This is a genomic window from Pseudomonas sp. AA-38, assembly GCF_029457475.1.
Lineage (GTDB): Bacteria > Pseudomonadota > Gammaproteobacteria > Pseudomonadales > Pseudomonadaceae > Aquipseudomonas.
The window spans coordinates 4,950,809-4,971,117 of the sequence record NZ_CP120359.1 but is presented as its reverse complement, the minus strand read 5'-3'; the positions used below and the strand labels follow the sequence as shown (position 1 = coordinate 4,971,117).

Below are 20,309 nucleotides of genomic sequence, written 5' to 3'. Positions count from 1 at the left end.
AGGTGGATCGATGTCCGGTAACTACTTGCCGCCCAATCCTGTGGCCGAATGGCTGGGGCGTAGCGTATTGAAACTCATGGGCTGGCGCATCGAGGGTGAGTTGCCGAAGATCGACCAGTTCGTCGCCATCGGCGCCCACCATACGTCCAATTGGGACTTCGTCATCTTCATTGCCCTGAAGTTCGTGCTGCGCCTGAATGCTCGCTGGTTCGGCAAGCACAGCATCTTTCGCTGGCCGTTCGGCGGGCTGATGCGTGCCTGGGGCGGCATTGCCATCCGTCGGGATCGCCAGCTCAATACGGTGGAGCAGGCGGTACAGGCATTCCGTGACAACCGGCAGTTCATCCTGGTGCTGTCGCCGGAGGGCACGCGCAAGAAGGTAGAGCGCTGGAAGATGGGCTTCTACCATATCGCCCGTGGCGCCGGCGTGCCCATCGTCATGGGTGCGCTGGATTACCAGAACCGCCGCGTGGTGATTGGCCCCACCTTCCATCCAACGGGGGACGAGCAGGCTGATCTGGCCAACATGTTGGCGTTCTTCCGGCCTTACGTGCCGAAAAAGCCGGAATACGCCTTTCACGGCGATTGACGTCCGTCACGCTGACAATTGCCAGGGCGCTGTTATAGTTACTGGCACTTACTCGCACAACCTAAGGATCGATCCATGAAAGCGTTCCGCGCCTGCGCTGCCGTTCTGGCGTTGACCTCTGGCTTGCTGGCACTGCCGACCCAGGCGGAAGTGGCGCAGCAGAACGTCAGTGGCGACCCGCTCTACACCGTCGAAGCCCCCAAGGGCTATGCCATGGTCGGTGACCTGGTCATTGCCCGCCCCCTGCTGATCGGTGCCACCGCCATCGGCACGGCGGCCTTCATCGTCAGCCTGCCGTTCACCGCGCTCGGCGGTAACGTCGGCGAAGCGGCGCAGTCGCTGGTGGTCGAACCCGGTCGCGAAGCCTTCGTGCGCTGCCTGGGCTGCACCAGCAGCGGTTACAAGCAGGACTGATTCGACTCATAAGCTAGCTATTGAAAAACGTAGGCGAGGCAGGCAAGACAAGGCAAAAACAGCCGAAAAAGCGGAGTTTATGTGCTGTAAATGAGCATTTTGAGGCTGTTTTTAACGCAGTATTGCCAACGCAGATAGTTTTTCAAGCGGCCTCTCGCCCGCATGGGGGTGAGAGGCCGCTTGCGTTCGTGCGCCGATAAAGGGCGCCTCTAAAAACGTAGGCGAGGCAGCCAGCGCAAGGCAAAAACAGGCGAGAAAGCGCAGTTTACGCGCTGTAAATGAGCATTTTGAGCCTGTTTTTAACGCCGCGATGGCAACGCAGGTAGTTTTTAGAGGTGCCCTAAAGGGATGAAGCGGTGATCATCAAGTATGTACGTGGGCTGATGCTGGTTCTGCTCGTGGCAGGGCTGCTCGCCTCGTTCTGGTTCAGCCAGGGCTGGCTGCAACTCTGTGCCGGCCTGGCGATCTTCCTGTTCGGCATGCAATGCCTGGAGGAAGGGCTGCGGCAGCTCGCCGGTAGCAAACTGGAGCAGATTCTCGGGCGTAGCACGGCCACGCCGTTCAAGAGTTTGATGTTTGGCGTGAGTGGCACGCTGCTGCTGCAATCCAGCACACTGGTTTCGTTACTGACCATCGCCTTCATCAGTACCGGGTTAATCCAGCTAGCCGGTGGTATCGCCATTCTCTTCGGCGCCAACCTCGGCGCAACCAGTGGCATCTGGCTGCTGGCGCTGGCCGGGCAGAACCTCAGCCTCAGCCCCTTGGCCCTGCCGTTGCTGGTGTTCGGTGTGCTGGCCGGTTTCTTCGGCGACAGAAGCAAGGCGGCCGGGCGTATCGTGCTGGGCATCGCCTTCATCTTCCTCGGCATCGATCAGATCAAGGAGGGCTTCGCCAGCTTCGACGATGGTCTGGACATGACGGGTCTGCATGTCGACGGCGTTCTGGGAGCATTGCTGTTCACTGGCATCGGCATGGCCATCACCGTGGTGCTGCAGTCCAGCCACGCAGCCTTGATGCTGACACTGGCTGCCCTGGCCAGTGGGCAACTGGAGCTGGGCCAGAGTCTGGCCATCGCCATCGGCTCCAACGTCGGCAGCAGCGTCACCACCGCCTTCGTCGGCTCCCTTGGCGGCAACCGCAGCGGCCAGCGTCTGGCCCTGGCCCATGTGCTGTTCAATATCACCACTGGCGTTATCGCCTTCTGCCTGCTCGGCCCGCTGACCTGGCTGGTGCATGCGCTGGCCGAGTCGCTGGGCCTGGGTGGCAACAGCCTGATCCAACTGGCGATGTTCCACACCCTGTTCAACGCCATGGGCGTTGCCCTGTTCTGGCCGTTGCAGGCGCGTCTGGCGCAGTACCTGATTCGCTGGCTGCCGGAGCGGGTCGAGCCGCAGGTGCTGATCACCGAGATGGCGCCGATACAGGTGGTCGAACCCGAGCGTAGCCACGCCCGTTACCTCAACGAGCGCGCGCTGGATTCGGTGGAGTCGGCCTCTGTCGCGGTGGTGCAGGAGTTGGGGCACCTGGGCCGCTTGAGTCTGGAGGTGATCTGCCATGCCCTCTACCTGCCGGTGGAGCAACTGGCGCAGGCCAAGGCCGACGAGCAGTTGCTGCAGGCCCGGCCGCAGCAGCCGGGGTTCGACGCCGACCGTCTCTACCAACGCCACATCAAGGGGGTGTACGGCGATCTGCTGAGCTTCATGGGGCGCATGGAGCTGCCTATGGACGAGGCGCACCAGCAGTTCTGGAACACGTGCCAACTGGCGGCGCTGCAACTGGTGGATGCGGTCAAGGATGCCAAGCACCTGCAGAAGAACCTCGGCCATTACTTGGAGCAGCCGCCTTCGGGCGCGCGCACCTGTTATGTCGAGTTGCGCCGCCATCTGCTGCTGACCTTGCACGAGTTGCGCGAACTGGCCCGCAGTGAGCTGGAAGAGGAGGCCTGGCGCTCACGCCTGGCCTGGCTGGACGACCAGGCCGCGGAGTTCGACGCTCAGTTCCGCCAGCGGCTGTTCAGCGAAGTGCGCTACGGCCACCTCGATGGCCTGCAGACCAGCTCGCTGATGAACGACCTGGGCTATGTCAGCCGTATCTTCCAGAGCCTGCGCAACGTGCTGATGCTGGGCGACGAGCAGACGTTGTTCCGTGAGCTGCGACGTTTCGCCCATGAGCAGGAAAGCCTGATCGAAACCCCGTAGCCCCGATGCAATCCGGGTTGTGGCGTGAGAGCCTCCCCGGATTTCATCCGGGCTACGATCCTACTGCTTGCCCGGCACGACCAGCGATTGCCCGATACCGCGCGGATCGCTCGCGGCCTGCACCTCGCCGCTGACCTTGTTCCAGAACAGCACCTGCTGGTTGCCGTACTGCCGATCCAGACGCTTGAGGCTGTAGCCGCGCGCTTGCAGCTCGGCGACCTGCTGGTCAGTGAAGGTGTCCGGCTCATGCTCGATCACGTCGGGCAGGAACTGGTGATGATAGCGGGCCACGGCGGGCCAGCTTGTGACGGGTTGGTCGTCTAGGTATTGCAGCATCGCCAGCAGCACCATGCTGGGAATGCGGCTGCCCCCCGGCGTGCCGAAGGCCGCGAACTCGTCGGTACTCTCGAGAAAGCTCGGGCTCATCGACGACAGCGGCCGCTTGCCGCCGGCGATCAGGTTGGCCTGGCTGCCCACCAGGCCGTAGGCGTTGGACTCATCGACTGCGGCGGCGAAGTCGTCCATCTCGTTGTTGAGCAGCATGCCGGTACCGGGCACGGTGAAGGCGCCGCCGAACGGCAGGTTGACCGACAGGGTAGCCGCCACCGCATTGCCTTCGGCGTCGAGCACGGCGAAGTGGGTGGTGTTATCGCCTTCGTTCCAGGTGCCGGCAGGCGGCAGGCTGGCGCTGGGGGTGGCGCGCTCGGGCTCGATGCTGCCGGCGAGCACGGCCAGATGGCCGGGGGAGAGCATCTCGTCCAGCGGATTCTTGACGAAATCCGGATCGCCCAGCAGTTCGCGGTCACGGTAGGCGCGGCGCAACGCTTCGACCACGTAATGCACGCGCTGCACGGGCTCGGCATCACGCCAGGGCAGTTGCTCGAGCACGGCCAGGCTCTGCGCCAGGGCCACACCTCCGGCCGAGGGCGGCGGTGCGCTGATCAGTTCGTGACCGTCTTCCAGGGTGAAGCGCAGGGGCTTGCGGCGCTGCACCTGGTAGCCGCGCAGGTCATCCATCGTCCAGATGCCCCCGGCGCGGCGTACGCCCTCGACCAGGCGCTCGGCCAGGGCACCATCGTAGAAGCCGGGGCGGCCTTGTTGCGCTAGGGTCTGCAGGGTGGCGGCCAGTTCCGGTTGGCGCAGCAGATAGCCTTCGGCGGGCACCTGGCCTTGGTTGAGGAACAGGCGCGCGCTTTCCGGATCATCGCGTAGTGCCGCCAGGCGCCAGGTGGCGCGCTCGCGGTAGATGCGGTCGATGGTGAAACCGTCGCGGGCCAGTGCGATGGCCGGGGCCAGGCTGGTTTTCAGCGGCAGGCGGCCATGTTTCTCGGCCAGTTCCACCAGCGCGGCGGGAAGACCGGGAATGGCGGCGGCGAGGGCGCCATCGAGCGACAGTTCGCGCTGCACCTGGCCCTCGCGCACGTACATGTCGGGCTTGGCTTCCAGCGGGGCGCGCTCGCGGGCATCGAGAAAGTCATAGGTTGGCGTTTCGCCAGCGCTGCGCAGCAGGAAGAACCCGCCGCCACCCAGCCCCGAACCATAGGGCTCGACCACGGCCAGTGCGGCACTGGCAGCCACGGCGGCATCGAAAGCGTTGCCGCCGGCATCGAGCATCTTTTGCGCAGCGGCGCTGGCAGCGGGGTGGGCGGTGGCGATGGCGGCCTGATGTGGTGCGGCCTGCGCCAGCAGGCTGGCGCCGAGCAGCAGGGTCGATAGCAGAAGTTTGCGCAGCATGCGATCTACCTAGGTCGACTGAAGGAAGCCGCAGCTTAACAGTCTTGCCCTGGCGTGCGCGCCTGGTTGCTCAGGTGCAGGTCGAGGCTCGGCTCGCGCTCAGGCCTTGCCGGTGATGATCAGGTACTTCTGCATCAGTTCATCCTTGCTCTCGACGTTATTCTCGTCGAGGGGGATGCAGTCCACCGGGCAGACCTGCTGGCACTGCGGCTCGTCGTAATGGCCCACGCATTCGGTGCACAGGTTGGGGTCGATCACATAGATCTCCTCACCCTGGGAGATGGCGCCGTTGGGGCACTCGGGTTCGCAGACGTCGCAGTTGATGCAATCGTCGGTGATGATCAGGGACATGGAACAACTCCTGTCAAGGCGTCGGCCTCGACACAGGCAGATAACGATGGCGCAAATTGTGCCGGATTGCCGCGTCTTGCGCCATGCGACCTTGCTGCGCAGGGCAGGCGCTGGAGCCTGCCCAGAGCGTCAGGCCTTGCGAAAGCGCTCTTGCAGGGCTTGGGCCACGGCCGGGTGGACGAACTTGGTGATGTCGCCACCCAGGGCGGCGATTTCGCGCACCAGGGTCGAGGAAATGAAGGAGTACTTCTCCGACGGGGTGAGGAACAGGCTCTCCACGTCCGGCGCCAGTTGGCGGTTCATGTTGGCCAGCTGGAATTCGTACTCGAAGTCTGAAACCGCACGCAGGCCGCGCAGGAAGACGTTGGCGTTCTGTTCCTTGACGAAGTGCGCGAGCAGGGTGGAGAAACCCACCACTTCGACGTTGGGCAGGTGCTTGGTGACCTCGCGGGCCAGCTCGACGCGTTGCTCCAGGGGGAACAGCGGATTCTTCTTGGGGCTGGCGGCGACGGCGATGATGACGTGATCGAACAGGCGTGCAGCGCGTTCGACCAGATCGCCATGGCCTTTGGTGATGGGGTCGAAGGTGCCGGGGTATAACACTCGATTCATCGGTACGTCCTGGCGGGTCGAAAAGGACTCGGATGGTAGCGCAGCGCATGCCAGCGGCCAAGCCGCGGCCTGCGCTGTGTTTCCCAGCGCCAGATTGGTAGCGTCTAGCTCGGGCTTTTCAGCCGCTCGCCCAGGAGCGTGGCGAGCTTGGCGGTGAGCCCGTAGATCGACAGTTGCGGGTTGGCGCCGATGCTGGTGGGGAACAGCGAGCCGTCGTGGATCGACAGGTTGCCGAGCTGATGATGCCGGCCGAGGCTGTCGACCACCGCTTGCTGCGGGTCTTCGCCCATGGCGCAGCCGCCCATGACGTGGGCACTGCCCAGGCGCGTGCGGTACAGCGCCAGGTCGAGGTCTTCGATCATCTCCTTGGCCTTGCTCCAACTGTCGACGAAACGCGCATCGGCATGGATCGGCAGCACCGCCTTGGCTCCGGCGGCGAACTGGATTTCGGCCATGGTCAGGAAGGCGCGGCGCACGCCGTCCCAGGTGTAGTCGGTCATCTGGTAATCGAGCACCGGGCTGCCGTCGCCGCGCAGCTCCACCCGCCCTTCGGCGCTCTCGGGGTGGAAGCCGTCGCGCAGCAGGGCGAGCATCATGTTGGTGTGCGGCAGTTGCTCCATGCGCAGGGCGTTGTCCTGGCCGAAGCCGCCGAGCAGGGTGGCGGTGAGGGCCGGTTGCAGCGGCGGTACTTCCAGCTTGAAGGACAGGCGCCCGGTGGTGCCGTCGTCCCATTGGAAGTGGTCGGAGTACAGCGACTGCGGCGCACCGTAGAAGGGGTTGATCACCTGATCGAATTGCCCGGCGGAGAAGTTCACCAGGTGCAGGTAGGTGCGTCGGCCCACGCGTTTGTGCGGGTCGGGCGCCTCCGAGCGCAGGAGGATGCCAGGCGTGTTGATACCGCCGCCGGCCAGCACGTAATGCCGCGCCTTGACGCGAATGCGCTTGCCGTTGGGGGCCACGCAGCGCTCGTCCATGCCCAGGCAGTCGAGGCCGACCACCTTGTCGCCTTCGATCACAAGCCTGTCGGCGCGTGCCAGGTAGAGCAGCTCGCCACCAGCATCGAGCGTGGCAGGGATGGTGGTGACCAGCATCGATTGCTTGGCGTTGGTCGGGCAGCCCATGCCGCAGTAACCGAGGTTCCAGCAGCCGCGCACGTTGCGCGGGATCACCGCCCAGTGGTAACCGAGCTTGTCGCAGCCGGTGCGGATCACCTCGTTGTTGGCATTCGGTGGCACCATCCAGGGGGCGACGCCCAGGCGTTGTTCCATCTTCTCGAACCAGGGCGCCATGGACTCGACGTCATGGCCCTTGACCCCAAAGGCCTCGGCCCAGTAGGCCAGGGTCTGTGGCGGGGTGCGGAAGCTGCTGGTCCAGTTGACCAGGGTGGTGCCGCCCACGGCCCGGCCCTGCAGGATGGTGATGGCGCCATCCTTGCTCATGCGGCCGATACCTTCCTGATAGAGCGTCGGGTAGGCCTCGGCCTCCTGCATCTTGAAGTCATCGCTGGTCTTGAGCGGGCCTTCCTCGATCAGCAGCACCTTGTAGCCAGCGGCGCTGAGGATTTCCGCCGTGGTGCCACCACCGGCGCCGCTGCCGACGATGGCGACATCGGCTTCCAGGGTCAGGTCGTTTTCCAGGCGCGAGCCGTCATGGGTCTTCCAACCCCTGGCCAGGCCTTGCTTGAACAGATCGGGTACGGGCATTTCAGGCTCTCTTCTTGTCATTCACAGCGAGCGAGACAGGGCGGGTAGGGTGCGCTGCGCGCACCGAGGCTCAACCCCGTTTTGTGGTATGCATGGCGCACCCTACCAGGCTGTTGAAAAACTACCTACGTGGCCATTGCTGCGTTAAAAACAGCCTCAAAATGCTCATTTACAACACGTAAACTGCGCTTTTTCGGCTGTTTTTGCCTTGCACTGGCTGCCTCGCCTACGTTTTTCAACGGCCTGCTACGGGAGCCGCGACAGGTCTTCAGACGGTGGGTGGCCCCGGATAGCCGCAGTGCGCCCAGGCCTCGGGCCGGCTGTACCAGGCCATCATCACCAACTGCAGCAGCGAGGAATGGCCCATGCGCAGCAGGCTCAGACTGCTGTTCTGCCAGCGCTCGAGAAAGTTGCGCACGTCATTGGCGCTGGCGTTTTCCCAACTGCCCCAGACGCCGGTCAGCGGGCCGCGGGTGACGGCCATGCTCTGCACGTCGAATAGCTGCATGGTGAGCTTCAGCATCTCCGGCGACAGGTGCGCCAGGCTATGATCGAGGCTCTTGATGGTGCCTTCGACGGCCTGTGGCATCTGCCCGGTGGGCACTGCGCCGTCCAGCATCACCGGGATCAGCGCACGCAGGAAGGGCATGTCGCTGCTGCGCAGGATCAGGTAGCCGCTGGCCGGCGTGCTGGCCGAGCAACCGCTGAGGCTGGCCGTCAGGCTGACGGTACCGAGCATGGCCGTGCCCATCAGACCGATCTTGAGCAGGTTGCGCCGCGACAGGTGCGGCGGTTGTAGGGCGGTGTCGTGCATTGTTGTTATCACCTGGCAGAGCGGGCCGCTGGCCCGCGTGGATCAGCGTACGAACAATTTATAGACCAGCTTCTGGATCGCCTTGCCGTAGGGGGGGTAGATCAGCTTGGCGGCGTTGAAGCGCTGCTTGATGAACACGCCCTTGGCCTTGCTGAACGTCAGGAAGCCTTCATGGCCGTGGTAATGGCCCATGCCCGAGGGGCCGATGCCGCCGAACGGCATGTCGTCCTGGGCGACGTGCAGCAGGGTGTCGTTGAGGCACACGCCACCGGAGTGGGTCTCGTGCAGCACGCGCTGCTGTTCGCGCTTGTCGTAGCCGAAGTAATACAGCGCCAGCGGGCGTGGTCGGGCGTTGACGTAGGCGAAGGCGTCTTCCAGGCGGTCGTAAGGCACCACGGGCAGCAGCGGGCCGAAGATTTCGTCCTGCATCACCTTCATCTCGTCGTTCACGTTCAGCAGCAGGCTCTGCGGCAGGCGCCGGCCCTGGCTCTGCGGGAACAGCGGGACGATGCGCGCGCCCTTGGCCTCGGCATCCTGCAGGTAGCCATTGAGGCGGGCCAACTGGCGTTCGTTGATGATGGCCGTGTAGTCCGGGTTGTCCGCCAGCGTCGGGTAGAAGCGCTGCACCACCTCGCGGTAGGCGGTGACGAAGCCCTCGACACGATCCCTTGGCACCAGCACATAGTCGGGCGCCACGCAGGTCTGCCCGGCGTTGAGGGTCTTGCCGAAGGCGATGCGCTCGGCAGCGTCGGCCAACGGTACATCGGCGGAAACGATGGCCGGCGACTTGCCGCCCAGCTCCAGGGTCACCGGGGTGAGGTTCTCGGCGGCGGCACGCATCACGTGCTTGCCGATGCTGGTGGCACCGGTGAACAGCAGGTGATCGAACGGCAGCTTGGAGAAGGCCATGCCCACTTCCGCCTCGCCCAGGGCCACGCTGACCAGGTCTTCGGGGAAGATGCGCGCCAGCAGTTGCTTGAGCAGCAGCGAGGTGACCGGCGTGGATTCGCTCATCTTGATCATCACCCGGTTGCCGGCGGCCAGCGCGCCGGTCAACGGGCCGATGGCGAGGAACAGCGGGTAGTTCCAGGGCACGATGATGCCGACCACTCCCAGCGGCTGGTAGACCACCTTGGCGGCAGCGGGCATGAACTGCAGGCCGACGCTGCGCCGCGAAGGCTTCATCCACTTGCGCAGGCGCTTGGTCGCATAGTGGATGCCGTGCAGGCTGGGCATCAGTTCGGCCAGACGGGTTTCGTCGGCCGAGCGATTGCTGAAGTCCTCGGAGATCGCTGCCACCAGGGTCTCCTGCTGCTCGGTCAGCAGTTCGCGCAGGGAACTCAGCCACCGGATGCGCTGCTCGGCCGACGGCATCGGATTGGCGGCGAACGCCGAGCGCTGCAGGGCGAAGGTGTCGTCTAGCTGATCGATCTGCTGTTGGCTGTGCTGCAGGTAGGCGATGTTGCTGGCCATGGCGTTGCTCCGGAACGTTCCAGTCTGGGGGTACTGGATGTTTAGAGTAATTGCTCTAGTCTGTCAAATAGGATGCCGCGCCCTCGATCTGCCTGCACCCTAACCAAAGGTCAGCGCGTGGCCTTGGCGAGCTGGCGAGGTAACACTTCGCCTGTTTCTGCCTGTACCTTTGCCATTTTGCAGTCGAGAACGAGCCGAGCATGGCGCCGCCAAAGACCCGTGACCGCATCGTTGCCGCGAGCCTGAGCCTGTTCAACAGCCAGGGCGAGCGCAACGTGACGACCAACCATATCGCCGCCCACCTGGGCATTTCGCCGGGCAACCTGTACTACCACTTCCGCAACAAGCAGGTGATCATTGCCGAGCTGTTCGCCCAGTACGAGGCGCAGGTCGACAGCTTTCTGCGCCCACCCGAGGGGCGCGCGTTGACCGTGGACGACAAGACCTTCTATCTGGAGGCGCTGCTGGCTGCGATGTGGCACTACCGCTTCCTGCATCGCGATCTGGAACACCTGCTCGATTCCGACGCCGAGCTGGCCGAGCGTTATCGCGCCTTCGCCCAGCGCTGCCTGGTGGGGGCGCAGGCGATCTACCAGGGTTTCGTCGACGCCGAGATCCTGTTGATGAGCACGGCGCAGATCGAGGCGCTGACGCTCAACGCCTGGATCATCATGACCTCCTGGGTGCGCTTTCTCTGCACTGCCGGAGCCAACCCGGACAACCTCAGCCAGGACATGCTGCGCCGTGGCATCTATCAGGTGCTGGCGCTGGAAGGCGGCTATATCGCCCCGGCCGCGCGCGAGGCGGTCGAGGCCCTGTATGAGCGCCTGCACGTCCCCCTGGAGCAGGTGCTGGGCTGATTGTTGTCGTCCCGGATTCCATCCGGGCTACAACACCGAGGTAGAGCCGTAGCCCGGATGCAATCCGGGGCATTGCGTGTTTTTATAGACCCCTGGATTTCATCCAGGCTACGCAGATCCTGTGTTCAGCGCGGCCAGCCACTGCGGAATGCGTCGCTCCAGGTAGTAGACCGGACGGCGCGGGCTGCCCTCGACGAAGCCGACATGGCCGCCCTTGGCGTGCAGCTCGAACTCGGTGCCAGGCGCCAGCTCGCTGGCTTCCGGCAGGCTGTGGCGGAAGATGAAGGGGTCGTTCCCGGCCTGGATGATCAGCGTGCGCGTGCGGATGTCGCCCAGGTAGAAGCGGCTGGAGGCGCGCCGGTAATAGTCGTGGGCATCGCTGAAACCATGCAGCGGTGCGGTGATGCGCCCATCGAAGTCCCAGAAGGTGCGCATGCCGTCCAGCGGGCCGAGGCGCTCCAGTACCGACAGGTGTTCGCCACGGCCTTGCTCGCTGAACAGGCGCTGCTTGTTGTTCACGTAGGCCACCAGCTCGCGCATGAAATGCGCCTGGTACACCCGCGAGAAGCCCAGGCCGATGCGGTCGGCGCACTGATCCAGACGGAAGGGCACCGAGACCGCCACGGCGCCTTGCAACGGGCATCGCGCGCCGCTTTCGCCCAGGTACTTGAGCAGCACGTTGCCGCCCAGGGAATAGCCCACGGCGTACAGCGGTGCCATTGGTCGCTGTGCGCGCAGGTGCGCCACCACCGAGGCCAGATCCTCGCTGACACCGGAGTGGTAGCCGCGTGGCAGCAGGTTGGGCTCGCCGGAGCAGCCGCGCCAGTTCAACGCCACGCTGGCCCAGCCACCTGCGGCCAGGGCCTGCTGCAGGCCGAGCACGTAGAGCGAGCTGGAGCTGCCGGTCAGACCATGCAGCACCAGCACCAGCGGCGCGTGGGCATCGTGTGGGCCATGCCAGTCGAGGTCGAGAAAATCGCCATCGTCCAGCCACAGCCGTTCGCGCTGGCGTTCAAGCTGCGGCGGCTTGCGGCAGAAGGGGTTCCACAGCGTCTGCAGATGCGGGCCGGGGAGCCACCAGGCGGGGCGAAAGTCAGTGTTCATGGTGCGGTCGATCATCGGCGTTAGACGTAGCCCGGATGCAATCCGGGAGCGGCGGCCCTGGATTTCATCCAGGCTACGGAGCTTGCCTACCCTCCCATAAAACCAATTACGCCGTCATGGTGGATGTAAAAGGCGACATCCACCCTACGCACTTCTTTGCCACAGCGCGTAATGCACCTGGCCGGTGTGTTTCTCCCGATGCAGGCGCCAGTTGCCGGGCAGGCTGAGGGTCGAGGGCGCGGTTTCGCTTTCGGTATAGACCCAGGCGTCGTCGGCCAGCCAGCCCTGTGCCTCCAGCAGATTGCAGGCGTCTTGCAGCAGATCCTTGTGGAACGGCGGATCGAGCAGGACGATATCGAAGCGACGCGGCGCCGGGCGTGCCAGCAACTGCAAAGCATCGCCTAGCTGGATTTCACCAGCGCTGCACTGCAGAGTCGCCAGGTGTCCGCGCAAGGCTGCCACCGAGGCTGGGTTGAGGTCGCAGGCCAGGCCGCTGGCGGCGCCGCGCGACAGCGCTTCGAGCAGCAGTGCGCCGCTGCCGGCGAAGGGGTCGAGCACATGGGCGCCCTCGACATAAGGCGCCAGCCAGTTGAACAGGGTTTCGCGCACCCGATCCGGTGTCGGGCGCAGTCCCGGGCCGTCGGGGAAGGCGAAGCGCCGCGAACGCCACTGGCCGCCGATGATGCGCAACTGGCCTTGGCCACCATGGGCCTTGGCGGCCGGTTTCTGCGGAGTGCGCCCGCGCATCAGTGTGGCACCGTGCTGGGGCGCTCGGCTGGCCGCTCGGTGGGCGGCGGCAGCTCTTTCTGCGGCACAGTCGGGCCAGCGGTGACCACGACCATCGCATTCGGGTCGAGATGCTTGGCCATCGCCGCCTTGACCTGCTCGGTGGTCAGGCTCTGCACGTCACGCATGAAGTCGTCCAGATAGCTCAGCGGCAGGTCGTAGAAGCCCATCGACGCCAGTTGCCCGACGATATCGGCATTGCTCGCGGTGGACAGCGGGAAGCTGCCGGCCAGCTCGCGCTTGGCGTTGTCCAGCTCCTGTGGGGTGGGGCCGTCACGCAGGTAGTCGGCGAGCAGTTGCTTGACCAGGGCCAGGGTGCCTTCGCTGAGGTCGGCGCGGGTTTGCAGGTTGATCATGAACGGGCCGCGCGCCTGCATGGCGCTGAAACCGGAGTAGACACCATAAGTCAGGCCGCGCTTCTCGCGCACCTCGCTCATCAGCCGGGTACCGAAGCCGCCGCCGCCGAAGATCTGGTTGCCCAGGTACAGGGCGGCGTAGTCCGGGTCGCGGCGGTCGATGCCGAGCTGGGCGAGCATCAGGTGGGTCTGGTTGGACGGGTACTCGATATGACTGGTGCCGGGTTTGGGCGTTTGTGGCTGGGGGATCTTCGCCAGTGCCGGGCCTTTCGGCAGGGCAGCAGAAACCTGATTGGCGATGGCCTCGGCCTCGCTGCGCGAGAGGTCACCAACCAGGGCGATCACCGCGTTGCCGGCGGCATAGGCGCGGGCATGGAAGGCCTGCAGTTGCTGGCGGGTAATGCCCGGGATCGACTGCGGTGTGCCATCGCTCGGGTGGGCGTAGGGGTGCTGGCCGTACAGGTGCTCGAACAGCTCCAGGCTGGCCAGTTTGCCCGGGTTCTGCTTCTGGAACTCGAAGCCGGCGAGCAACTGGTTCTTGATCCGTACCAGCGAGTCGGCGGGGAAGGTGGGCTTGCCCAGCACGTCGCTGAACAGTGCCAGGGCGGGTGTGCGTTGTTCCGGCGCGCTCAGGCTGCGCAGGCTGGCCACGGCCATGTCACGGTAGGCGCCGTTGCCGAATTCGGCCCCGAGGCCCTCGAAGCCGGCGGCGATGGCGCCGACATCCTTGCCTGGCACGCCTTCGTTGAGCATGGCGTTGGTCAGGGTGGCCAGGCCTGGCACGCCGCCGTCCTGGCTGCTGCCGGCGGCGAAGGTCAGGCGCAGGTCGAACATCGGCAGTTCGTGGGCTTCGACGAACAGCACCTTGGCGCCTTGCGCGGTGTTCCAGGTCTGGATATCCAGAGTGCGGCGCGTTGGCGCCTTGCCGTCTAGCGCAGCCAGCGACTGCAGCTTGGCGGCATCTCCAGTCACGGTGCTGTCGGACAGGTTGGCGCAGGCGCCCAGAGCCAGGGCGCTGGACAGGATCAGGCCGAGCAGGCCCAGGCGGCGTTGCTCAGTCTTCATGGGCGGGACTCCTCATTACGGGACTCTTCGGGCAGTACGTGGGCGACGCTCAGGCGGTCGCGAACGAAGAAGGTGCGGGCGGCCTGCTGGATGTCGGCTGGGGTCACGGCGCTCAGCTCGGCCAGTTCCTGGTCGATCAGTTGCCAGGACAGGCCGACGGTTTCCAGTTGGCCAATGCTGGTGGCCTGGCTGCTGATCGAGTCGCGCTCGTAAACCAGACCGGCGATGACCTGGGCGCGTACCCGCGCCAGTTCGGCAGCGGACGGCGGCGTTTTCTTCAGCGCTTCCAGCTCGCGCCACAGGCCGGCCTCGACCTGTTCCAGGGTCTTGCCCTTCTGCACGTTGGGGGTGGCCGAGAGAATGAACAGGCTGTCGCCACGGGTGAAGGCGTTGTACCAGGCGCTGGCGCCGGAAACCAGTTCTTCGCCGCGTTCCAGGCGGGTGGACAGGCGCGCGCTGTAGCCGCCATCGAGCAGGGCGGCGGCCAGGCGCAGGGCGTAGACCTGGCGTGGCGTTGCCGCGGTGGCCAGGCCCGGCACGTTGAAGCCCATCAGCAGGCTCGGCAGTTGGGTCTTGAGGTGCAGGATGATGCGGCGTTCACCCGGCGCAGCCAGTTCCAGCGGCAGTTTGGCAGTGGGCACTTCGCCGCGCGGGATGTCGCCGAAGTAGCGCTGTACCTGGCTCTTGACCTCATCCACGGTCACGTCACCGACCACCACCAGGGTGGCGTTGTTCGGTGCATACCACTTCTGGTGCCAGGCACGCAGTTCGTCGATGTGCATGCGCTCCAGGTCGGCCATCCAGCCGATGGTGGGAATGCTGTAGCCGCTGGCCGGGTAGGCCATGGCCTTGAAGCGCTCGAAGGCCTTGGACGAGGGGCGGTCGTCGGTGCGCAGGCGGCGCTCTTCCTTGATCACCTCGATTTCCTTGGCGAACTCGTCTGCTGGCAGCTTCAGGCTGGCCAGGCGGTCGGCTTCCAGCTCCAGGGCCACCGGTAGACGGTCGCGGGCCAGCACCTGGTAGTAGGCGGTGTAGTCGTCGCTGGTGAAGGCATTCTCTTCGGCGCCCAGCTTGCGCAGCACTTCGGAGGCCTCGCCCGGGCCGAGCTTGGCGCTGCCTTTGAACATCATGTGCTCCAGGGCATGGGACAGGCCGGTGGAGCCGGGCGTCTCGTAGCTGGAGCCGACCTTGTACCAGATCTGCGAGACCACCACCGGGGCGCGGTGATCCTCGCGGACGATGACCTTGAGGCCATTGTCCAGGGCGAATTCGTGGGTGGGTTGGGCGGTGGCGGCGAAGGTTGTCAGCGGAGCGCAGAGCAAGCTGAACAGCAAGCCGAGCGAGCGGCGGGCAATGGCATTCATCGAGAGTCTGACCTGTCGGATAGCCTGGGCGGTCGTACCGCCGGCGGGCGAAGAGGTGCTAGGATACCCCATCCTTTTCCGGGGCGGCGCGGCAAGGCTTTTCAGCCTGTTGGCGTCCGCTCCCCTGAGATGCAGCGACCCATGTTTGGTTCCAAAGACGACAAGAAGTCGCCGGCCGAGGCTGGCGCGCAGAATCCGCCTGTGACCGAAGAAAAGAAATCCCTGTTCAGTTGGTGGCGCAAGAAACCGGCAGACACCGCCGCCGAGGCGACGCAGCCGGCCGAGGTCGCGCCTGGCGAGTCGGTTCAACCGCCAGATCCCGCGCCGGCGCCCGCCAGCGAGCCAGCGACTGCCACGGCTGAGGCCGCTCCCGCACCTCAGCCGGTGGCACCCGCCGTCGAGGCACCTGCCCCGACCGCCCCGGTGCAGCCAGGCCCCGCTCCCCAGCCAAGTCTTGTGGTCGAACCTGCGTTGCCCGTGGCTCCGCCCGCTACCTCTGTCACCCAGGAGAAACCCAGCTTCTTCGCCCGCCTCAAGCAGGGCCTGTCCAAGACCAGCGCCAGCCTTGGCGAAGGTATGGCCAGCCTGTTCCTCGGCAAGAAGGCCATCGATGACGACCTGCTCGACGACCTGGAAACCCGTCTGCTCACCGCCGACGTCGGCGTCGAGGCGACCACCGCCATCATCGGCAACCTGACCAAGCGCGTGGCGCGCAAGGAACTGGCCGATAGTGGCGCGCTGTACAAGGCCCTGCAGGAAGAGCTGGTCAGCCTGCTCAAGCCGGTGGAGCAGCCGCTGGTGATCGACAGCGCCAAGCAGCCCTATGTGATCCTCGTCGTGGGCGTCAACGGCGTGGGCAAGACCACCACTATCGGCAAGCTGGCCAAGAAGCTGCAGCTCGAAGGCAAGAAGGTCATGCTCGCCGCTGGCGACACCTTCCGCGCCGCTGCCGTGGAGCAATTGCAGGTCTGGGGCGAGCGCAACAACATCGCGGTGATCGCCCAGCACACCGGCGCCGACTCGGCCTCGGTGATCTTCGATGCGGTGCAGGCCGCCAAGTCCCGTGGCATTGACGTGCTGATCGCCGACACCGCCGGGCGCCTGCACACCAAGGACAACCTGATGGAAGAGCTGAAGAAGGTGCGTCGGGTGATCGGCAAGCTGGACGACACGGCGCCGCACGAGGTGCTGCTGGTGCTCGACGCCGGCACCGGGCAGAACGCCATCAACCAGGCCAAGCAGTTCAACCAGACGGTGAACCTCAGCGGCCTGGCGTTGACCAAGCTCGATGGCACCGCCAAGGGCGGCGTCATCTTCGCCCTGGCCAAGCAGTTCGGCTTGCCGATTCGCTACATCGGCGTGGGCGAGGGCATCGATGACCTGCGCCCGTTCCAGGCGCAGGCCTTCGTTCAGGCACTCTTCGAGGAGCGCGAGCGGGCATGATCCGATTCGAGCAGGTCGCCAAGCGTTACCCCAATGGCCATGTCGGGCTGCACGAACTGACCTTCCGCGTTCGCCCCGGCGAGTTCCTCTTCGTCACCGGCCACTCCGGCGCTGGCAAGAGCACCCTGTTGCGCCTGCTGCTGGCGATGGAGCGGCCCACCAGCGGCAAGTTGCTGCTGGCCGGGCAGGATCTGTCCACCATCACCAACGCGCAGATTCCCTTCCTGCGCCGGCAGATCGGCGTGGTGTTCCAGAATCACCAGTTGCTGTTCGATCGCACGGTCTATGACAACGTTGCCCTGCCGCTGCAGATTCTCGGCCTGTCCAAGCCTGAAATCGCCAAGCGGGTCGGCGCCGCGCTGGAGCGGGTCAGCCTCAGCGACAAGGCCGAGCAGGCACCCGGTGACCTGTCCACCGGCCAGCAACAGCGCGTCGGCATCGCCCGCGCCATCGTCCATCGCCCGGCTCTGCTGCTGGCGGACGAGCCCACCGGCAACCTCGACCCGCGCCTGGCTGCCGAGATCATGGGCGTGTTCGAGGACATCAACCAACTGGGCACCACGGTGCTGATCGCCAGCCACGACCTGGCGCTGATCGCGCGCATGCGCCAGCGCATGCTCACCCTGCAACGCGGTCGCCTGATCGGTGACGGGGAGGCGGCCTGATGAGCGCGTCGAAGATGCCCAAGCCGCAGCCGGCCGAACGGGTCGGCGCCGCGCCGCGCAACAAGGTGGTGGATGGCCCGGCGGACGAGCCGGATTTTCGTACCCTGCTCAACGCCTGGCTGGAAAGCCACCGCGCCAGCCTGGTGGACAGCCTGCGCCGCCTGGCGCGCCAGCCCATCGGCAGCTTCTTCACCTGCTGGGTGATGGCCGTGGCGCTGAGCCTGCCCATGGGCCTGTCGCTGCTGCTGGACAACGTCGAGAAACTCGGCGGCTCCTGGCAGCGCGCCGCGCAGATTTCCCTGTTCCTCGACATGTCCGCCAGCGAGCGCGAAGGCCAGGCGCTGCGCGAGCAGATTGCGGCGATGGACGATGTTGCCGAGGCGGAATGGATCAGTCGCGAACAGGCGTTGGAAGAGTTCCAGCAGCTCTCCGGCCTGGGCCAGGCGCTCAAGGAGCTGCCGGAAAACCCGCTGCCCGGCGTGGTGCTGGTGACGCCCAAGGAAGTGGACAAGGCCAAGCTCGAAGCCCTGCGCCAGCGTCTGGCGGAACTGCCCAAGGTGGAGCAGGCACAGCTCGATCTGGTCTGGGTCGAGCGCCTGACCGCCATCCTCAAGCTGGGTGATCGCTTCGTCTTCGGCCTCAGCGTGCTGCTGGTGCTGGCCCTGCTGCTGGTGATCGGCAACACCATCCGCCTGCACATCGAGAACCGCCGCGCCGAAATCGAGGTGATCAAGCTGGTGGGCGGCACCGATGGCTACGTGCGCCGACCCTTCCTCTACATGGGCGCGCTGTATGGCCTCGGTGCCGGACTGTTCGCCTGGCTGCTGCTGGCCTTCGGGCTGGATTGGCTGAACGATGCTGTAGTACGTTTGTCTGGTCTTTACGGTAGCGATTTCGCCCTGGGTGGCGTACCTTCTTCCGACGGTTTTTCCCTGCTGCTCGGCGCCGTGCTGTTGGGCTATATTGGCGCCTGGCTGGCGGTCGCTCGACACCTGAACGAGCTGGCGCCGCGTTGAGGCGCCTGCCGGCAAGGCTGAACGCAAGCTGACAAGTCATTGTTTTGGTTGATATTGACTATCTGAACAGGAACTTATCCACAGGCTCTGCATCAGATAGCGCAGTGCTACACTGCACGAGTTCGTGAATCGGAGGATTCCAATGTCCACTTCCTTGCAACCTGTTCATGCTCTGGTTCCAGGCGCCAACCTGGAGGCTTACGTGCATGCGGTCAACAGCATTCCGCTGCTGACGCCCGAGCAGGAGCGTGAGTTGGCCGAGAGTCTCTATTACAAGCAGGATCTCGAGGCCGCCCGGCAGATGGTGCTGGCCCACCTGCGTTTCGTGGTGCACATCGCCCGCAGCTACTCCGGTTATGGTCTGGCCCAGGCCGACCTGATCCAGGAGGGCAACGTCGGCCTGATGAAGGCGGTCAAGCGTTTCAACCCGGAAATGGGCGTACGCCTGGTGTCCTTTGCCGTGCACTGGATCCGCGCGGAAATCCACGAGTTCATCCTGAAGAACTGGCGCATCGTCAAAGTGGCCACCACCAAGGCCCAGCGCAAGCTGTTCTTCAACCTGCGCAGCCAGAAGAAGCGTCTGGCCTGGCTGAACAACGACGAGGTCGAGGCCGTGGCCGAGAGCCTGGGCGTCGAGCCGCACGAAGTACGCGAGATGGAAAGCCGCCTGACCGGCCAGGACATGGCCTTCGACCCGGCCAACGATGCCGACGACGACAGCGCCTTCCAGTCGCCCGCGCAGTATCTGGAAGACCACCGCTACGACCCGGCCCGTCAGCTCGAGGACGCCGACTGGAGCGACAGTTCCAGCAGCAACCTGCACGAGGCGCTGGAAAGCCTGGACGAGCGCAGCCGCGACATTCTTTACCAGCGCTGGCTGGCGGAAGAGAAGGCGACGTTGCACGACCTGGCCGCCAAATACAACGTATCGGCCGAGCGTATCCGACAGCTCGAGAAGAACGCCATGAACAAGCTCAAGGGCTGTATCGCCGCCTGAGCCCGCTTTACCCGAAAAGCCGCACCCAGGTGCGGCTTTTTTCTGTCTAGAGAAATAGCGTGAACAAGCCACCCCTGAAAGCGCAGCACTGGCTCCTGTTCATCGTCGTAGCCGTGGCGTTCTTCGCCTGGGGTGCCTGGTTGATGCGCAGTGGCGAGGTGCACCCGCTGGCCAGTCTGCAACAATGGCGCGATGCCCTGCTGCAACCTCTGGCGGATGACGAGCTAGCGTTACGCGACGTGCAAGCGCTGGCGCCTGGTGAGCTGTGGCTGCAGCCGCGCCTGGATGGCGCGCGCCTGCTCTATCGCGCCCAGCTTCAAGACGAGGAGGGCGACTGGTCGCTGCAGGCCGAGGTGGCCTTGAGTGGCAAGCAGCGTGACAGCCTGATGGCCGCGCAGGGGCTGCAAGCCGGCGATGCCGAGGTTGAACTGAGTGAAGCACTGCTCGGGCAGATGGCGGATTTTGCCATTGCCGAGGTCAATCTCGGCGCACCGCCCTCTCTGCCCAGCGAACGCCTGGCAGCCAGCCTGGGGCAGCCGCGCCTGACCCTGGAACTGGCCGAGGGGCAGGCCTGGGTCTATCCGCAGTGGGGGCTGACCGTGCATCTGCGAGGCGATGATGTCGCGCTGTTGCATGCCGTGCCTAAACGGGTATTCGCTCCACGCCCATAGGTCGCTGTGTGGTTTTTTGGTGCGCACAGCGCACCCTACATCGGTGGCGATCCGTAGGGTGCGCCGCGCGCACCGACTAAAGCGCTTCACCGGC

General features: G+C 65.1%; 19 protein-coding genes. 9 read left to right on the top strand and 10 right to left on the bottom strand.

Translation table 11 applies throughout. The features are described 5' to 3' along the window. Window positions 1-10: 10 nt before the first annotated feature. From PVE35_RS22805 to PVE35_RS22795, 3 genes are all read left to right on the top strand, one after another. Window positions 11-589 (top strand): lysophospholipid acyltransferase family protein, encoded by a 579-nt coding sequence (locus PVE35_RS22805; protein WP_268179357.1) that lies wholly within the window; start codon window positions 11-13, stop codon window positions 587-589. A 75-nt stretch (window positions 590-664) separates the two neighbouring features. Next, entirely contained in the window at window positions 665-1,003 is a 339-nt protein-coding gene (locus tag PVE35_RS22800; RefSeq protein ID WP_277373073.1) for a multidrug transporter, read from the top strand. A 383-nt stretch (window positions 1,004-1,386) separates the two neighbouring features. Continuing rightward, on the top strand, window positions 1,387-3,201 hold the full coding sequence (locus tag PVE35_RS22795) for a Na/Pi symporter (RefSeq protein ID WP_277374929.1): 1,815 nt from the start codon (window positions 1,387-1,389) through the stop codon (window positions 3,199-3,201). 60 nt (window positions 3,202-3,261) lie between these two features. Here the strand turns inward: PVE35_RS22795 and ggt are convergent, their stop codons facing one another. From ggt to PVE35_RS22765, 6 genes are all read right to left on the bottom strand, one after another. Beyond that, the gene (gene ggt, locus PVE35_RS22790; RefSeq protein WP_277373072.1) at window positions 3,262-4,935 is read right to left on the bottom strand and encodes a gamma-glutamyltransferase; all 1,674 of its coding nucleotides are present in this window, start codon (window positions 4,933-4,935) and stop codon (window positions 3,262-3,264) included. A gap of 99 nt (window positions 4,936-5,034) precedes the next feature. Continuing rightward, on the bottom strand, window positions 5,035-5,286 hold the full coding sequence (locus PVE35_RS22785; RefSeq protein ID WP_268179353.1) for a YfhL family 4Fe-4S dicluster ferredoxin: 252 nt from the start codon (window positions 5,284-5,286) through the stop codon (window positions 5,035-5,037). Between the two features lie 129 nt (window positions 5,287-5,415). Further along, entirely contained in the window at window positions 5,416-5,898 is a 483-nt protein-coding gene (gene coaD, locus PVE35_RS22780; protein ID WP_268179352.1) for a pantetheine-phosphate adenylyltransferase, read from the bottom strand. 104 nt (window positions 5,899-6,002) lie between these two features. Next, the gene (locus PVE35_RS22775; protein ID WP_268179351.1) at window positions 6,003-7,601 is read right to left on the bottom strand and encodes a GMC family oxidoreductase; all 1,599 of its coding nucleotides are present in this window, start codon (window positions 7,599-7,601) and stop codon (window positions 6,003-6,005) included. Window positions 7,602-7,869: 268 nt separating this feature from the next. Further along, window positions 7,870-8,415, bottom strand: a complete 546-nt coding sequence (locus PVE35_RS22770; protein ID WP_277373071.1) for a twin-arginine translocation pathway signal protein — start codon at window positions 8,413-8,415, stop codon at window positions 7,870-7,872. Window positions 8,416-8,457: 42 nt separating this feature from the next. After that, the gene (locus PVE35_RS22765; RefSeq protein WP_277373070.1) at window positions 8,458-9,888 is read right to left on the bottom strand and encodes a coniferyl aldehyde dehydrogenase; all 1,431 of its coding nucleotides are present in this window, start codon (window positions 9,886-9,888) and stop codon (window positions 8,458-8,460) included. Window positions 9,889-10,088: 200 nt separating this feature from the next. On the opposite strand from PVE35_RS22765, the gene PVE35_RS22760 reads away from it, so the two are divergent. After that, window positions 10,089-10,748, top strand: a complete 660-nt coding sequence (locus tag PVE35_RS22760; protein WP_277373069.1) for a TetR/AcrR family transcriptional regulator — start codon at window positions 10,089-10,091, stop codon at window positions 10,746-10,748. Window positions 10,749-10,856: 108 nt separating this feature from the next. Here the strand turns inward: PVE35_RS22760 and PVE35_RS22755 are convergent, their stop codons facing one another. The 4 genes from PVE35_RS22755 to PVE35_RS22740 all read right to left on the bottom strand — a co-directional run bounded on the left by PVE35_RS22755 (window position 10,857) and on the right by PVE35_RS22740 (window position 15,423). Further along, entirely contained in the window at window positions 10,857-11,852 is a 996-nt protein-coding gene (locus PVE35_RS22755; protein ID WP_277373068.1) for a hydrolase, read from the bottom strand. 144 nt (window positions 11,853-11,996) lie between these two features. Continuing rightward, entirely contained in the window at window positions 11,997-12,599 is a 603-nt protein-coding gene (gene rsmD, locus PVE35_RS22750) for a 16S rRNA (guanine(966)-N(2))-methyltransferase RsmD (protein WP_277373067.1), read from the bottom strand. Then, the gene (locus PVE35_RS22745) at window positions 12,599-14,059 is read right to left on the bottom strand and encodes a pitrilysin family protein (RefSeq protein WP_268179345.1); all 1,461 of its coding nucleotides are present in this window, start codon (window positions 14,057-14,059) and stop codon (window positions 12,599-12,601) included. Before PVE35_RS22745 ends, rsmD begins: the two co-directional genes overlap by 1 nt. Beyond that, window positions 14,056-15,423, bottom strand: coding sequence for a pitrilysin family protein (locus PVE35_RS22740; protein ID WP_277373066.1), 1,368 nt, complete (start codon window positions 15,421-15,423; stop codon window positions 14,056-14,058). The genes PVE35_RS22745 and PVE35_RS22740 overlap by 4 nt, the downstream gene beginning before the upstream one ends. A gap of 141 nt (window positions 15,424-15,564) precedes the next feature. Here PVE35_RS22740 and ftsY point away from each other — a divergent pair, with 141 nt between their 5' ends. From ftsY to PVE35_RS22715, 5 genes are all read left to right on the top strand, one after another. After that, complete coding sequence (ftsY, locus tag PVE35_RS22735) at window positions 15,565-16,866, top strand: signal recognition particle-docking protein FtsY (protein ID WP_277373065.1); 1,302 nt, start codon at window positions 15,565-15,567, stop codon at window positions 16,864-16,866. Then, on the top strand, window positions 16,863-17,531 hold the full coding sequence (gene ftsE, locus PVE35_RS22730; protein ID WP_268179342.1) for a cell division ATP-binding protein FtsE: 669 nt from the start codon (window positions 16,863-16,865) through the stop codon (window positions 17,529-17,531). The genes ftsY and ftsE overlap by 4 nt, the downstream gene beginning before the upstream one ends. Beyond that, window positions 17,531-18,547, top strand: coding sequence for a permease-like cell division protein FtsX (gene ftsX, locus PVE35_RS22725; RefSeq protein WP_277373064.1), 1,017 nt, complete (start codon window positions 17,531-17,533; stop codon window positions 18,545-18,547). Before ftsE ends, ftsX begins: the two co-directional genes overlap by 1 nt. Before the next feature lie 142 nt (window positions 18,548-18,689). Next, window positions 18,690-19,544: an RNA polymerase sigma factor RpoH gene (gene rpoH / locus PVE35_RS22720; RefSeq protein ID WP_268179340.1), complete on the top strand. Its 855-nt coding sequence runs from the start codon at window positions 18,690-18,692 to the stop codon at window positions 19,542-19,544. A gap of 59 nt (window positions 19,545-19,603) precedes the next feature. Then, window positions 19,604-20,215, top strand: coding sequence for a hypothetical protein (locus PVE35_RS22715; protein ID WP_268179339.1), 612 nt, complete (start codon window positions 19,604-19,606; stop codon window positions 20,213-20,215). Window positions 20,216-20,309: the final 94 nt, after the last annotated feature.

What these genes read in the sequence shown, in the direction of transcription:
- PVE35_RS22785 (WP_268179353.1), bottom strand. Translation starts at nt 5,286, where the DNA reads ATGTCCCTGATCATCACCGACGATTGCATCAACTGCGACGTCTGCGAA.
- PVE35_RS22765 (WP_277373070.1), bottom strand. Translation starts at nt 9,888, where the DNA reads ATGGCCAGCAACATCGCCTACCTGCAGCACAGCCAACAGCAGATCGAT.
- PVE35_RS22805 (WP_268179357.1), top strand. Translation starts at nt 11, where the DNA reads ATGTCCGGTAACTACTTGCCGCCCAATCCTGTGGCCGAATGGCTGGGG.
- PVE35_RS22755 (WP_277373068.1), bottom strand. Translation starts at nt 11,852, where the DNA reads ATGAACACTGACTTTCGCCCCGCCTGGTGGCTCCCCGGCCCGCATCTG.
- PVE35_RS22770 (WP_277373071.1), bottom strand. Translation starts at nt 8,415, where the DNA reads ATGCACGACACCGCCCTACAACCGCCGCACCTGTCGCGGCGCAACCTG.
- PVE35_RS22745 (WP_268179345.1), bottom strand. Translation starts at nt 14,059, where the DNA reads ATGAAGACTGAGCAACGCCGCCTGGGCCTGCTCGGCCTGATCCTGTCC.
- ftsY (WP_277373065.1), top strand. Translation starts at nt 15,565, where the DNA reads ATGTTTGGTTCCAAAGACGACAAGAAGTCGCCGGCCGAGGCTGGCGCG.
- coaD (WP_268179352.1), bottom strand. Translation starts at nt 5,898, where the DNA reads ATGAATCGAGTGTTATACCCCGGCACCTTCGACCCCATCACCAAAGGC.
- rpoH (WP_268179340.1), top strand. Translation starts at nt 18,690, where the DNA reads ATGTCCACTTCCTTGCAACCTGTTCATGCTCTGGTTCCAGGCGCCAAC.
- PVE35_RS22795 (WP_277374929.1), top strand. Translation starts at nt 1,387, where the DNA reads ATGCTGGTTCTGCTCGTGGCAGGGCTGCTCGCCTCGTTCTGGTTCAGC.
- ftsX (WP_277373064.1), top strand. Translation starts at nt 17,531, where the DNA reads ATGAGCGCGTCGAAGATGCCCAAGCCGCAGCCGGCCGAACGGGTCGGC.
- ggt (WP_277373072.1), bottom strand. Translation starts at nt 4,935, where the DNA reads ATGCTGCGCAAACTTCTGCTATCGACCCTGCTGCTCGGCGCCAGCCTG.
- PVE35_RS22740 (WP_277373066.1), bottom strand. Translation starts at nt 15,423, where the DNA reads ATGAATGCCATTGCCCGCCGCTCGCTCGGCTTGCTGTTCAGCTTGCTC.
- PVE35_RS22800 (WP_277373073.1), top strand. Translation starts at nt 665, where the DNA reads ATGAAAGCGTTCCGCGCCTGCGCTGCCGTTCTGGCGTTGACCTCTGGC.
- PVE35_RS22760 (WP_277373069.1), top strand. Translation starts at nt 10,089, where the DNA reads ATGGCGCCGCCAAAGACCCGTGACCGCATCGTTGCCGCGAGCCTGAGC.
- rsmD (WP_277373067.1), bottom strand. Translation starts at nt 12,599, where the DNA reads ATGCGCGGGCGCACTCCGCAGAAACCGGCCGCCAAGGCCCATGGTGGC.
- PVE35_RS22775 (WP_268179351.1), bottom strand. Translation starts at nt 7,601, where the DNA reads ATGCCCGTACCCGATCTGTTCAAGCAAGGCCTGGCCAGGGGTTGGAAG.
- ftsE (WP_268179342.1), top strand. Translation starts at nt 16,863, where the DNA reads ATGATCCGATTCGAGCAGGTCGCCAAGCGTTACCCCAATGGCCATGTC.